The 13,043-nt window shown below is 62.4% G+C and carries 14 protein-coding genes; 8 read left to right on the plus strand and 6 right to left on the minus strand.

Annotated elements, in window-relative coordinates; genetic code table 11:
* Positions 1-136: 136 nt before the first annotated feature.
* The 7 genes from IAE37_RS01685 to IAE37_RS01715 all read left to right on the plus strand — a co-directional run bounded on the left by IAE37_RS01685 (position 137) and on the right by IAE37_RS01715 (position 5,493).
* The gene (locus tag IAE37_RS01685; RefSeq protein WP_201167864.1) at positions 137-913 is read left to right on the plus strand and encodes a YqcI/YcgG family protein; all 777 of its coding nucleotides are present in this window, start codon (positions 137-139) and stop codon (positions 911-913) included.
* Positions 914-915: 2 nt separating this feature from the next.
* Positions 916-1,548, plus strand: a complete 633-nt coding sequence (locus IAE37_RS01690) for a LysE family translocator (protein ID WP_201167891.1) — start codon at positions 916-918, stop codon at positions 1,546-1,548.
* A 40-nt stretch (positions 1,549-1,588) separates the two neighbouring features.
* A complete protein-coding gene (locus tag IAE37_RS01695; RefSeq protein ID WP_201167893.1) occupies positions 1,589-2,683 on the plus strand; it encodes a hypothetical protein in 1,095 nt (364 codons plus the stop codon).
* Between the two features lie 175 nt (positions 2,684-2,858).
* The gene (locus IAE37_RS01700; RefSeq protein WP_236409749.1) at positions 2,859-3,536 is read left to right on the plus strand and encodes a sel1 repeat family protein; all 678 of its coding nucleotides are present in this window, start codon (positions 2,859-2,861) and stop codon (positions 3,534-3,536) included.
* A 99-nt stretch (positions 3,537-3,635) separates the two neighbouring features.
* Positions 3,636-4,337 (plus strand): AzlC family ABC transporter permease, encoded by a 702-nt coding sequence (locus IAE37_RS01705; protein WP_201168514.1) that lies wholly within the window; start codon positions 3,636-3,638, stop codon positions 4,335-4,337.
* Complete coding sequence (locus IAE37_RS01710) at positions 4,334-4,648, plus strand: AzlD domain-containing protein (protein WP_201167899.1); 315 nt, start codon at positions 4,334-4,336, stop codon at positions 4,646-4,648. Before IAE37_RS01705 ends, IAE37_RS01710 begins: the two co-directional genes overlap by 4 nt.
* Positions 4,645-5,493, plus strand: a complete 849-nt coding sequence (locus tag IAE37_RS01715) for an AraC family transcriptional regulator (RefSeq protein ID WP_201167902.1) — start codon at positions 4,645-4,647, stop codon at positions 5,491-5,493. The genes IAE37_RS01710 and IAE37_RS01715 overlap by 4 nt, the downstream gene beginning before the upstream one ends.
* 37 nt (positions 5,494-5,530) lie before the next feature.
* Here IAE37_RS01715 and IAE37_RS01720 read toward each other — a convergent pair whose 3' ends face one another.
* Entirely contained in the window at positions 5,531-6,745 is a 1,215-nt protein-coding gene (locus IAE37_RS01720) for an MFS transporter (protein ID WP_201167905.1), read from the minus strand.
* Between the two features lie 422 nt (positions 6,746-7,167).
* Between IAE37_RS01720 and IAE37_RS01725 the strand changes: the two genes are divergently transcribed.
* Entirely contained in the window at positions 7,168-7,395 is a 228-nt protein-coding gene (locus tag IAE37_RS01725; RefSeq protein WP_201167908.1) for a hypothetical protein, read from the plus strand.
* Between the two features lie 48 nt (positions 7,396-7,443).
* On the opposite strand, the gene IAE37_RS01730 is transcribed toward IAE37_RS01725, so the two are convergent.
* The 5 genes from IAE37_RS01730 to IAE37_RS01750 form a co-directional block, all read right to left on the minus strand.
* Positions 7,444-7,932: a copper chaperone PCu(A)C gene (locus tag IAE37_RS01730; protein WP_201167911.1), complete on the minus strand. Its 489-nt coding sequence runs from the start codon at positions 7,930-7,932 to the stop codon at positions 7,444-7,446.
* Entirely contained in the window at positions 7,932-8,540 is a 609-nt protein-coding gene (locus IAE37_RS01735; RefSeq protein ID WP_201167914.1) for an SCO family protein, read from the minus strand. The genes IAE37_RS01730 and IAE37_RS01735 overlap by 1 nt, the downstream gene beginning before the upstream one ends.
* A gap of 265 nt (positions 8,541-8,805) precedes the next feature.
* Entirely contained in the window at positions 8,806-9,390 is a 585-nt protein-coding gene (gene nfuA / locus IAE37_RS01740) for a Fe-S biogenesis protein NfuA (RefSeq protein ID WP_063545100.1), read from the minus strand.
* 57 nt (positions 9,391-9,447) lie between these two features.
* Positions 9,448-10,482 (minus strand): acyltransferase family protein, encoded by a 1,035-nt coding sequence (locus IAE37_RS01745; protein WP_201167917.1) that lies wholly within the window; start codon positions 10,480-10,482, stop codon positions 9,448-9,450.
* 213 nt (positions 10,483-10,695) lie between these two features.
* Positions 10,696-13,035, minus strand: a complete 2,340-nt coding sequence (locus tag IAE37_RS01750; RefSeq protein WP_201167919.1) for a fatty acid cis/trans isomerase — start codon at positions 13,033-13,035, stop codon at positions 10,696-10,698.
* Positions 13,036-13,043: the final 8 nt, after the last annotated feature.

Raw genomic sequence — 13,043 nt, forward strand, 5'->3', positions numbered from 1 at the left:
CTAATAGTAGGTCATAGTTCCACGCGTTTTACAACCTGGGAGGGGTTCCAGAAAATGCAGGTAAATAACAAAGATAAACAACCATCTTGCCTGCATATGACTGGATCACCCACTTAACAAAACGCCTGGGGAAATCATGTTTACGGGTTATGGAAATTGCTATCGCCTGGACGCGCTAGAGCTCACTTCTGAACATGTCCGGAACACCCAACACTGGACCTACAAGACCATAGAACATTTTCGCGGCATCCTCGCCAATCCCGACTTCCCGTGCCTGTTCGGGCGCAAGGCAGTCGCCGGGCAGAGCTGCCACATCCTCTTCGCCCGCGCCGACCATCTGGCCGACGACATCGCCCGGGGCCTGGCCGACTACGTGCGCACCGTCACCCCGATTCCGCTCAAGCAGCGCATCGGCAGCCCGCTGGTGGTGTTTCTCGAAACCGCCGGCGACAGCACCCTGGCGCAGCAGCAGTCACTGGCCTGGAAGGTCCTGCGAGGCGTGCACGCGCGCGACCCGCAACCCTGGCCGCAGGCCATGCCCACCGACCCCGACGACAGCGACTGGTCGTTCTGCTATGCCGGTATGCCGCTGTTCATCAACATGAATTTCCCCGGCCACCAGCAGATGAAAAGCCGCAACCTGGGCCCGCACATCACCTTCGTCATCAACCCGCGGGAGAACTTCGACGAAGTCGCCGATACCGCCACCGAGAGCGGCAAGCGTATCCGTGCACGCATCCGCGACCGGGTTCGCCACTACAACGACGGCGTGGTGCCCGACACCCTGGGTGCCTTCGGCGACGCCGACAACTACGAATGGAAGCAGTACCAGCTGCAGGAACAGGGGTCGCTCAACCCCTCGCGCTGCCCCTTCCACGCCCATGCGACAACCGATACCGTGATCGAGAACTGACCGTGAATACCGCACTGACCGCCACCTACGCCCTCACCGTGCTGCTGCTGATCGCCACCCCCGGCCCGGTCGTGGCACTGATCGTCAACACCGCCGCCGCCTCTGGCTCGCGCAAGGCCATGTTCACCGCTGTCGGCACCAACTGGGCCTCGCTGGTGCTGATCGGTGCCGCGGCCTGGATCATCATGACCAGCGCCGCCATCGACAGCGCCTGGCTCAGCGGCATGAGCCTGCTGGGTTGCCTGTTCATCGGCTACATCGCCGTCGGCACCCTGAAGGAAGCCTTGCAGCCGCCAGCGGCCGACGCGCCGGATGCGCCCCCCCGCCCGGCACGTGCCGGCGGCGGCCTGTGGCAAGGCTTCATGGTGGGTATCTCCAACCCCAAGGACATCATCTTCTTCATCGCCTTCTTCCCGCAGTTCATCCAGATCACCGAATCGTTCGGCAAGAGCATGGTGGTGCTGTCGCTGCTGTGGGTGGCCATCGATTTTGCCGTGCTCAGCCTGTACATCTTCGCCATCGGCAAGATCGCCTCGCAACGCAGCAACCGCCTCATCTCCCTGGCCTCGGGGGTCGCGCTGTTGCTGATCGCCGTGGGCGGGCTGGCTTACAACCTCACCGCGCTGGCGGGCTGACGGCCTTGCGCCCGCGCCACGCCCGCCACGACGGAGCCCCATGCGACTGACCGACACAACCCCGCACGCCCCAGGCACCGCGTCGCCCCTGCAACAGGATTACCAGCGCTTCCTGATGCTCGGCCGACGCCGCGCGCCCCATACCTTGCATGTACACGAGAGCGGTTACCGCTCCGCCACCATCAACACCGATGCCCTTGGCCTGCGCTACAGCCACTGCGCTGGCAAGCGCTTCTCGGCCGCCGAGCGTGGCGGCGCGCCACGGGTCAACCTGCTGGTCGGCGGCTCCACCGCCCTGGGCATCGGGGCCAGCGGTGACCAGCACACGGTGGCCTCGCACCTGTCGATGCTGACCGGCGAGGTGTGGCTGAGCCTTGCCGGCTGCGGGCTCAACGCCAGCCAGGAACTGCTGCTTTTCCTCAGTCACCAGCATCGCTTCGGCCAGGTCGGCCACGTGGTCGTGCTCAGCGGCCTGAACAGCCTCGCCCACGAAGCGCTGGGCGAGGTGCTGGACAGCGCTCACGAGCCGCTGCAGACAGCGGCCTACCAGCACTTGCTCAACAGCTTCAGCGAAGGTGCAGGGTCAGTCGAGGGGCAGCAACACAAACCGCTCTGGCGTCGCCTGCTGCAAACCCTGGCACCTCGCCGCGCACCGCCCCAGGTGCAATGGTCGCTGTCGGCGCCCAACAAGCGCCTGGCCCGTGCCGCAGACAGCATCGGCCGTACTCTGCTGCAATGGGACCGCCTGCTGGCCGGCAGTCATGCCAGCCTGACCTTCATCCTGCAACCACTGCTGCCGTGGTGCCGCGATACCCTGCCGGCGGGCGAGCAGGCCGCGCTCGAAGCCCTGGAGCGCCAGCCGGCCAACTTCGACCGGCTGCTCGACGGCGTCTTCGACAGCCAACTGCATGCGGACTTCTTCCGCCGCATCAAGCAACAGGCCGACCCGGTGGCCTGTTACGACATGAACAGCATGCTCAGCAGCTCGCCTGTGTTCGGCGCCGACCTGTTCGTCGACCGCCTGCACCTGAACGACCTGGGCAACAACGCATTGGCCAAGGTCATCACCGCCAAGCTCGGCCTGGCCCATGAAAAACACGCCCAACGCAGGGTGACGCCGATCAAGCTCGTCTGAACAATGTTGCATAAGCCTTTCAGCCAGCCCCCGCGCATGGCTAGAATACGCCGTCGTCCTGTTTTGCCTGAGGCCCACGGGTATCTGCCATGAACATCGAAGCCGTCCATCCGCAGCTAGCTGCCTGCCGTGACATCGGGTCGCACGGGGCTCGCCTGTGAGCCGCGTCAGCCTGATGCCTTCGCTCCTGGTGGCCCTGGCGCCGTTCAGCGCCCATGCGCTGGAGGTGCATATCGACCCCCATGCCGACCTGCTCTACCGCCAGGCCCTGCCGCTGCTCGAACAGGCCGATGCCCAGGACGATGCGCCGAGCCCCCTGCGTGCCGTCGTCGACGCCGACCCGGAGCTCACCCGCCAAGGCCAGGCCATGGCGCGCACCCTGCCCACCGCCGTGGCGCTGCTGAAAAAGTCGGTGGCCCTCGGGCACCCCGTGGCGCAGTATCGCTTGGCGCTGTACTACATGACCTACCTGCCGGCTGCGCAGATTCCCGACGCCGCCTGTCCGCTGCTCGAGTCGAGCCTCAAACAGGGCTTCGCGCCACCCGCCACCGCCATCGCCACTTGGTGCCCGCCCTACAATGCCAGCCTGGCCTACCGCAGCGACCTCGAGTCGGTGCCGAGCATGGCCACGTTATATGCGCCCTATTACCCGCAACCGGCCGCGCGCCTGGCGTGCAGCCGCAGCCAGCCGCAAGGCCTGGAGATGCAGTGGGGGCGCCAGCGCGACTATCAGGCCGAGGTCTATCGCCTGCTCGGCGATCTCGACCCGGCGCAGCGCCAGGCCCTGCTGCAAAAGGCCGTGGACATCAATGGCTGCGCAGCGGCCCAGCAGCGGCTCACCAGCTATCGCTGAACCGGTCTGCCCGTGGCCCTGAGCAAGATCGTTCAAGCCACCTGTTACGCGCTCTGGCATGCTGGCAGTCCGAACCCCGAGTACCTCATCGTCGCCACCATGCCCAGTCATTCACCCATCGCCCGCCATGCCTTCCTGCGTGGCGCCATCGCCATCCTGCCACTCTCGCTCGCCGTCGCGCCCTGGGGCCTGCTGGCCGGTTCCATGGCCATCGAGGCCAACCTCAGCGCCTGGGAAGGCCAGGGTCTGTCGGCCATCGTCTTCGCCGGTGCCGCGCAACTGGTGGCCATCGGCATGCTCAAGGGCGGGGCGAACCTGCTGTCGATCCTGCTCACCACCCTGCTGCTGACCTCCCAGCACTTGCTGTATGGCCTGTCCATGCGCCCGGTGCTGTCCAACCAGCCACTGCGCTGGCGCTTGGGGCTGGGCTTCTTGCTGACGGACGAGTTCTTCGCCCTGACCAGCCAGCACGACCGCCAGCAGTTCAACCGCTGGTACGCCCTTGGCGTGGGCCTGACCTTCTACGTGGCCTGGAACCTGTTCACCTTCGCCGGCATCGTGCTCGGCCAGAGCATTCCTCACCTGGACCAACTGGGCCTGGATTTTTCCATCGTCGCCACCTTCGTGGCGCTGATCGCTCCGCTGGTACGTAACCTGGCTACCGTGGTGTGCGTGGCGGTTTCGCTGTTCTGCTCGGTGCTGTTCAGCTACTGGCAGTGGGAAACCGCCCTGGTCGCCGCAGGCCTGCTGGGCATGGCCGCCGGCTTTGTCTGCCAGAAGTTTTCCGGAGCTCGCCAATGACCTGGCTGCTGATCTTCGCCATGGGCGCGGTGGTGTTCCTCAACCGCTATGCCTTCCTCGAACCGCGCCTGCCGCTGCGCCTGAGCTCCAATGCGCGGCAGTTCCTGGGGTTTGCCGTGCCCGGCATGCTCACGGCGATCTGCGGCCCAATCATCTTCCTACCCGGCCACCAGTTGGACGTGAGCCTGCTCAACCCCTATCTGCTGGGGGCGGTGGCAGCGGTGGCACTGGTGTTGTTGACCCGCAGCGTGTTGCTGAGCATGCTGGTGAGCATGTTGATCTTCTTCCTGCTGCGCAGCTGGCTGGCATGACCCACTCCCTGCGCGAACAGACCCACCTCTGGCAAGCGCCCGCCCTGGGTGACGTGGAGATGTTGCATGCGCGCTATTACCAGCAGCGCTTCGCCCCGCATGTGCACGAAGGCTATGTGTTCACCGTGATCGAATCCGGCGCCCAGCGTTTCTGGCACCGCGGCAGTGAACACCTGGCCCCGGAAGGCAGCATGGTGCTGATCAACCCCGATGAACTGCATACTGGCGCCACGGCCCACGAAGCCGGTTGGCGCTACCGCGGCTTCTACCCCGAACAGGCCAGGGTCAGCGGCGTGCTCGACGAGCTGGAACTGGGCCGCGGCATGCCCCACTTCAAAGCCAGCGTTATCCACGATCCGGCGCTGGCCACCGCCTTCAGCCGCCTGCACAGGTTGTCGGAGTCGGCCGCCAGTGCCCTGGAACAACAAACGGCCTGGCGCCAGGCGGTACTGGCCCTGGTACAGCGCCATGGGCATTGCGCCGAACCCGCCGCCCCCGGTAACGAGCCCTTGGCGGTCGCCCGCGCCCGTGAACTGCTGGAAAGCCAGCTCGCCGACCCTCCGTCGCTGGAGGCATTGGCGGCAGCGGTCAACCTGTCGCCCTTCCACTTCGCCCGGGTGTTCCGCCAGGCCACTGGCCTGCCACCGCATGCCTGGCTGAAACAGCGACGCCTGGCGCGGGCAAGGGATTTTCTGAAAAGCGGATTGGCGGCCTCTGATGTAGCGTTCGCCTTGGGATTTGCCGACCAGAGTCATTTGAACCGGCAGTTCAAGCAAGCCTACGGGGTGACTCCGGGGGTATATCGACAGGCTTGCGTTCAATCAGCCAGACACCCAGTTGTTTAAAAGTTCAGATTCCTGACAATGGGTGGCTGACCGCCAATTAACGATTGTCAGCATCATCGTCACGCCCTCTCATGTTCCAGGCCATTGGCGCGACAAACAACATTAGCGTCATCCAGATGAAGGTTGCCGACCCCGCAAATACAAAAACCAGACTCGCAATTAGTCCAGAAGCAGCATCACCAAGAACAGCTGTAAAATAGTAAACCGAAAAATTCCTACCCACCTCATGATCGCTCGATAAACACTGTATATTGGTGACTATCGCGATATCGATAAATGCTCCGACAAAGCCAACCATGAACAGGGTCATCAGAAAGAGCCAACTGCTAAATTTCAGCGCCACCGCTGCAGCAAAAAACAGGGCACCATAGATAACCCAATAACGCAGCACCAGTCGCACGGTCGTCTTATTATTGAAGCGTGTATAGAGCACGCCGCCCAGTACAGTGCCGGCTGCAAGTAGCGCGAACACGTAACCAACTACCTCTTCCGAGGCGAAATGATCCAGTACTGTGGCCGGAAGGATGAAGCGGATCACAGAGGTGGCGAACGTCGCACAGAGGGTGGTGCAGCTAATAACTGCGAACAATGGCGCATTGCTAGCTTTGAGCTGGCTTAAGCTTTGCACAGTGCCCCGAAACAAAGCTGGCCCGTCGAATTCCTGGCGGAGACCTTGCCGGGGTGCCTCTAGGGTAGCGATGGAGATGCCCGACGCTACCAGGCAAATTGCGAAAAACAGGAACGTCGCTTCACGGGACAACAGCAACACGCATGCTGCGAACACCAGCGGTCCAACAATCGAAGCCGCATCCTCGATGACCTGGATACCGCTGTTGGCCGAGGCCAGCCGATTTTTTTCGATAAGATCAGGGAAGTATGCACGAAAGGTGGGTACATAAAGACATTCAAGAGCGGTCATGACCATCGCGAGGCTTACCATCATAGGCAATGCCAGCGTATATACGGCGGATAGGGTGAAAAAAGCAAAGGCCACAACACTTTTAGAAATCTCGACGCTGACTAAGGTTTTTCTTTTGTCGACATTATCCGCCAGCCATCCGCCAAGGGGCGAAAACACTACAGTTGGCAAATAGCGAAAAAAATACGCCATGCCAATCAACAGCATATCCGCATTAGTCACGGAAACAATCGCCACAGCGAATGCGGCTTCGAATGCAAATTCTCCGCATTTGGAAAAACAGTACCCCGACGCTAGAACTCGCGTCCCGCGATTAAGAATCAGCGCCTGCATGTCGATTATTTCCTCAGCCTGCGGTATAGGTCAGATTTTGCATCGCTTAGGCACAATCAACCTACAACCCACCCACAACCAAGCGCAACTCCAAAGTTGTAACGCAACCACTACCAATAGTAGGAAGCGACATAGAGAAAAAACGATAATTCCTACTTAAAGGGCGTGTGCTTTATGGTAGAGAACAATTACCTGCTCGCAGAATAGAGCGGCTCAGACAGACCGTGTGAAGGCCGAGCCACAAGCGGGGCGTAATATAAATCCACCAGAACCGAATGATTTTGTTTGATATTTTTAACAAGTAACAATTTACTACAGCTTTATAAGCCGGCCTTTGCTGTTGCTCACATGCGCCCTCTGGAAAGCCCAGGTGCCCTGCAACCCCTCTGCTACAATGAGAAAGCTAAACGGAGGATCCCATCATGTCCGAAAGAGAGCTCACCACCCTGATATCGCTGATGAACCAGCGCCAGGCCTGCCTGAGCAGTGCCTGCGAGGAGATCGCCGACTGGATCGACCGCCAGGGCGATGTGCCCGCTGCAGGCAAGATCCGCGCTAGCCTCAAGGCGTTGGAGGCCGATGAGGCCCAGGTTCGTAAGACCCTGACCTCGCTGACGCTGGAGAGGCCGCTGCCACGCTTCCGTAGCTGAAGCGCGCAGCGCAAGGAAGAAGGGCCGCGGATGCGGCCCTTTCGTCTGTCAGTGGTTCATGTGCATGTGGTCATGCCCACCGCCAGCCTCGGCGTTGAGAGGGCGGACTTCTGCCTGCACTTCCACGGTTTCCTTGGCGCCCTTGGCATCTTCGATGGTCAGGGTCAGCGGCACCTTCTCGCCTTCCTTCACTTGCTGGACCAGGCCCATCAGCATCACGTGATAGCCATTGGGGTCCAGGCTCACCGGCTTGCCGGCCGGCAGCTCCACGGCCTTGACTTCCTTCATGCCCATCACGTCGCCGTTCATGGTCATCTCGTGCACTTGCACGGTCTTGGCCACGGGCGAGGCAACGCCTACCAGCTTGCTGTCGCTGCTGGCGGTCAGGGTCATGAAGGCACCGGTGGACGGCTGGTGCGGCACGCTGGCGCGTACCCAGGCTTCGCTCACGGTGGTCTGGGCCAAGGCAGGCAGGGCCATGCCCAGCAAGGCGATGGCGGCCAGGCCGCGCTTGATCGGTTGCAGTGAAACAGCCATTAGCAAATCTCCATCAGGGTGACCAGGTCTTCGGCGCATTCCTTGGCGTTCAGGGAATGACCCAGGCTCAGACGCAAGGTGCCACGTGTATCGTAGACGTAGCTGGTGGACGAGTGAGAGATGGTGTAGGTATCACCCGCCGGCACTTTCTCGTAGAACACCTTGAACTCCTTGGCCACCTCGGCGATTTGTTCCGGGGTGCCGGTCAGCGCGGTGAACGACGGGTCGAAGGCCTTCAGATAGGCGTCGAGCACTTCGGGGGTGTCGCGCTCCGGGTCCAGGGTGATGAACACCACCTGGAACAGGTCGCGGTCGCGTCCCCTGAGCAGGTTCTTGATCTGCACCGCACGTGCCAGCGTGGTCGGGCAAACCGCCGGGCACTGGGTGAAACCGAAGAAGATCATCGGCATGGAGCCGTAGAAGCTCGACAGGGTGCGCTCGTTGCCCTGGGTATCCTTGAGGCGGAACTTGCGTCCGAGGATCTCGTTGCTCATGTTCTTGCCGTACTTGAACTCGAGCCCACGCGCCGGGCTGCAGCCCGCCAGCAAGCCAAGCCCGAGAACGCCCATCCCGGCAACGACTGAGCGCCGGGTAAACAGATCATTCATGGAACCATCCTTTACAGGGAAGGTGCCGGCCCTCGGGACGGGCCGGCCGAAAAACCGGGGCATTCTGGCATGACACCCCCAGTGCGGCCACCCGACCTTGGGGCAGATGGCCTGCAGCCCTTTGTTTACGGGCTGCGGCTTGTTGTCGCAGGGGTTGAATCCGTAACACTTTGTTGCTAGGGGCGGGAATCTTGCTCGGTTTCTATAAACCACCGCGGCGCCTGCTTCGCGGGTAAACCCGCTCCTACACAGCGTGCCGCGTTACTTAGTAGTAGGCGTTTTCCTTCTGGGTGTGGTCGGTGACGTCGCGCACGCCCTTGAGTTCAGGGATACGCTCGAGCAGGGTGCGCTCAATGCCGTCCTTGAGCGTCACGTCGGCCTGGCCGCAACCCTGGCAACCGCCACCGAACTGCAGCACAGCGATACCATCGTCGACCACGTCGACCAGGCTCACCTGGCCACCATGGCTGGCCAGGCCCGGGTTGATCTCGGTCTGCAGGTAGTAGTTGATGCGCTCGTTGATCGGGCTGTCTTCGTTGACCATCGGCACCTTGGCGTTCGGCGCCTTGATGGTCAGTTGGCCGCCCATGCGGTCGGTGGCGTAGTCGACCAGCGCGTCCTCGAGGAACGGCTCGCTGACCGCGTCGATATAGGCGGTGAAGCTTTTCAAGCCCACGGCGGTGTCGTCGGGCTTCTCTTCGCCAGGCTTGCAATAGGCGATGCACGTCTCGGCGTACTGGGTGCCCGGCTGGGTGATGAAGACACGAATGCCAATGCCGGGCGTGTTCTGCTTGGAGAGCAGATCGGCCAGGTAGTCATGGGCGGCGTCGGTAATGGTTATAGCGCTCATGTAGGTTCCTCACAGACTTGCGCCAAGTGTACGCCAACACGGCCTTCTAACAAAGTCCTAGTATTTGACTCGGGAAAGCGCATATTCCTCGCCCTGCCCCCGTGTCTGCGCCAACCAGGCCTGCATGCGCCGGTAAAGGCCGCGTTCCAGCCACTGGTAGCTGAACCAGGACATTAGTCCAATGGACGGCACGCACAAGGCAAACACCAGGTATGGGTTCAGGCCCAGGCGCTGGCTGGCGAACCAGCCGGCGTAGAGCACCAGCACGTGAATCAGGTACACCGAGTACGAGCAGTCGCCCAAGGCCTTGAGCACCCGATTACCCCTGAACCACGGCTCCAAGGAAAGAAATGCCAGCACGATCAAGGCGCTAGGCAAGCCCCAGTGCAGAAGGCGCTGGGAGGCATCCAGGTGGTAGATGGCGTAGCCCGCCGCCAGCAGGGTGAGCAACGGCAACACCCGCCCCTCGCGCACCAGCCCGCGGCGGTACAGCACGCCCAGGCCGATACCCAACAGGAACTCGTAGATGATGCCGTTGTTGTAGAAGTGGCTGAGCACGCCCAGGCGCCCCAGTACCTCGCTGGCCAGCAGCAGCGCCGTGCTCACCAGCAGCAGGTGGTGGCGCTGACGCACCAGGAACGCGAGGCCGAACAACAGGTAGAAGAACATTTCGAAGTTCAACGTCCAGCCGACGTTGAGCGTGGGATACATGCCATAGCCGCCAGGGTTCTCTGCCGGAATGAAAAACAACGACATGAGCAGGTGCTGGGCGTTGAACACCTGGTGCGGCATCCAGCGACTGAAGGCCAGGATCAACAGGGCCATGACCAGGGTGTAGAACCAGTAGGCAGGAACGATGCGCAGGGCGCGGTTGAGCAGGAACTGACGGGGTTCGATGTCCTTGTCGCGGGTCGACAGGTAGATAACCAGCCCGCTGATGACGAAGAAGATATCGACGCCTACGGCGCCTCGGTCACTGAACAATTGGCCGATGGGGCCGGTGGCATGGAAGTCGAAAAATATCTGCATGAAGTGGTGGCAGACCACCACCCAGGCGGCGAACGCCCGCAGTGCCTGAAGCGAATACAGCATGGAATACCTGCGATTGCCGGTGCATTGAGGCCCGGGTCGAGTGCCGAGGCGAGCGCTGCGCGCTCGTTCGCGGGTAAACCCGCTCCTACAGGTACAGCGCGGACCTGTAGGAGCGGGTTTACCCGCGAAGGGCTGCAATGCAGCCCCCAGCAATCGACCAGGACCACCCACCAGTTCCGACCGTAAGGTATCCGGAAAGGTCAGCCCACCCGATCAGAGGTTCTCGTAGCGGTTCATGTCCAGCACCCCCGCCTCCACCGGCTGGGTCTCCTTGATGTAGCTGTTCAGGTCATGGAAGTAGTGCCAGAACTGCGGATGGCTGCGGCGGATCCCCCAGCGCATGACCACACGCTCGAAACGATCGGCATCGTCACCGGCGTACTCCAGGTCTTCGACGAACTCTGGCACATCGGCGGTGGGCACGTTGAAGATGAAGTTCGGATAGCTGCTGAGCACGCCCGGATACAGGGTCAGGGTATCGAGCCCCGGCTGGTAGCGGTGCGCCTCACCGAGCAGGAAGGCGACGTTGCTGTGCGCACGGTTGCGCAGCAGGCTGTAGACCTGGCGCTGGCCGCCCTGCCCTTCGATGCGCAGCATGGTCGCCTCGGGCAGTTGGTCGATCACCTTCAGCCCGGCTGCCGGCCGCGACACCAACCGGCTCAGCGACTGCTCGGCATTTCGGAACTCCTCGCTCAAGCCCGGCCGCGAGCAATAGGCGTCCTTGCAGCGGTTGATCGGGTCGGGCGAGGCGTTGATGCTGGTGGTGCGTTGCAGCAGCTTGAGACCGAAGTCGCGTTTGGGGTGCGCCTTGTCCAGCTTCAGGCCGCTTGGCGTGTCGCTGTCGATGTCCTCGTAATCGAGCCACATCTTCACCTTGCCGCCATTCTGGTACCAGTCGCTGAGGATCGCGCCACGCTTGTCCGCTGGCATCAGACGCAGGAAGTTGACTTCGGCGCCGTTGCGGATCAGGTCGAAGTACAGGCGCGTCTGCAACTGGTGCGAGACGTTGCCATAGACGTCGAAGTTGACCGCCAGCTGGTAGTAGGTGCGCTCGAGCAATGGGTAGTCGAACAGCCACATGGTCAGCGGCACGTCACCGATCAGGCCCTTGGTCACGGAGGCGCTGTCGAAGTGGCGGAAGATGGTCAGCAGCGCGTTGTCGTTGCCGGCCCACAGGGTCGACCAACCCGGTGCCGGCATCTCGGCATAGGCTTCGCGGCGCAACTTCTCGTACTCGTTGCGCTTGTCGCGATAGGCATGCCACAAGCTCAGCACGCTGCCCACGTCGTCGATCTGCCCCGGCATGGCCAGCAGTGGCGTGGCTTCGCCGCGGTACTTGGCATCGGTGACGTAGCGGTCGAAGGCCGGCTCCTGGAACAGCGCCCAGAAGTTGTCGCGGATCACGTCGGTGGCGATCTGCCCGCGGCACACCGGGCCGCGAATGAAGGTGCGCACGAAGTACTCGGCGTTATCGAGCATGAACTGGTAGCGCGCCACCGCCGGGATCGCCTCGAAGGTCTCGAACGGGTTGGCCCGGTGCCGCGGCCCGTAGCCCGGCAGCGCGGTGGCGTGCCAGTCGCCGGCGTAGAACAGCTGCTTGACCCGCTTGAGCTTCTGCGGGCCCATCGGGTAAGTGATGTGGGTCTTGTGCACGATCACGCCCTGTACCGGCACCAGGCGGTAATAGAAGTCGGTACCGGGCGGGTCGTTGGGGCGGCGCGTGGCGATGATGTCGACCGGCTTGCCGCTCGGCGTGCGCGAACGCACCCACTGGAAGAAGTGGCCCTGCTCGCCGCCGACGAAATAGATATGCGCCAGGAACAGGTGCTCGTACAGCCAGCGGCCAACCAGGGCTTCGGTCGAGCCCGGGCGGTTGAGCAACTCTTCCCATTCGCCGATCTGCCTTGCCTCTGCCGCGCTCGGCTGGATCGGCTGGTACTCGACCGGCGCGCCTGCCGCCAGCCAGCGTTGCATGGTCTGGTACTCCTTGTCGGTCAGGCCGGTGACCGCCAGCGGCATGCCTTCCTTGGGATGGGCGCCGGCATAGGCGTCGAACTCATGGGGCATGGGGCACATATTGTTGCGCTGCAGGCCCAGGACGATGTCGTCGGGCAGCTTGGCGTTGGGCGTGATCGGCGTCTTGTGCCCCAGTTCGAGCATGCGCGCCATCAGCGCGGCCTGGCTGCCCTGATTGTCGAGCACCGAATAGAAGCCCTTGGCGCGCCATTGCTCTTCGGTCTGGGCGTCGTAGAACAGGCGCGTGGTGGCCACGGCCTTGCTCCGGTCGCCCTGGTACACCGGCACCTTGCTGGCACCGCGCACGGCCCCTTCGGGGCTCTCCAGCTTGAGCTGGCAGGCGGCGTCATTGCAGGCATGGCAGGCGACGCATTTCTCGGTGAAGATCGGTTGGATGTCGCGGGTGTAGGAAATTGCCGGGCTCGACTGGGGCGTTTGTGCGCCAACCATGCCGCTCATGAACAGCGCGCATGCGCCCGCCCAGGCAAGAAAACAACGTTGCAACATGTGCCGAAAGTCCTGGTTCTTGAAAGCCATCACGGTTT

The organism is Pseudomonas sp. S31 (assembly GCF_016648105.1).
Taxonomy (GTDB): domain Bacteria; phylum Pseudomonadota; class Gammaproteobacteria; order Pseudomonadales; family Pseudomonadaceae; genus Aquipseudomonas.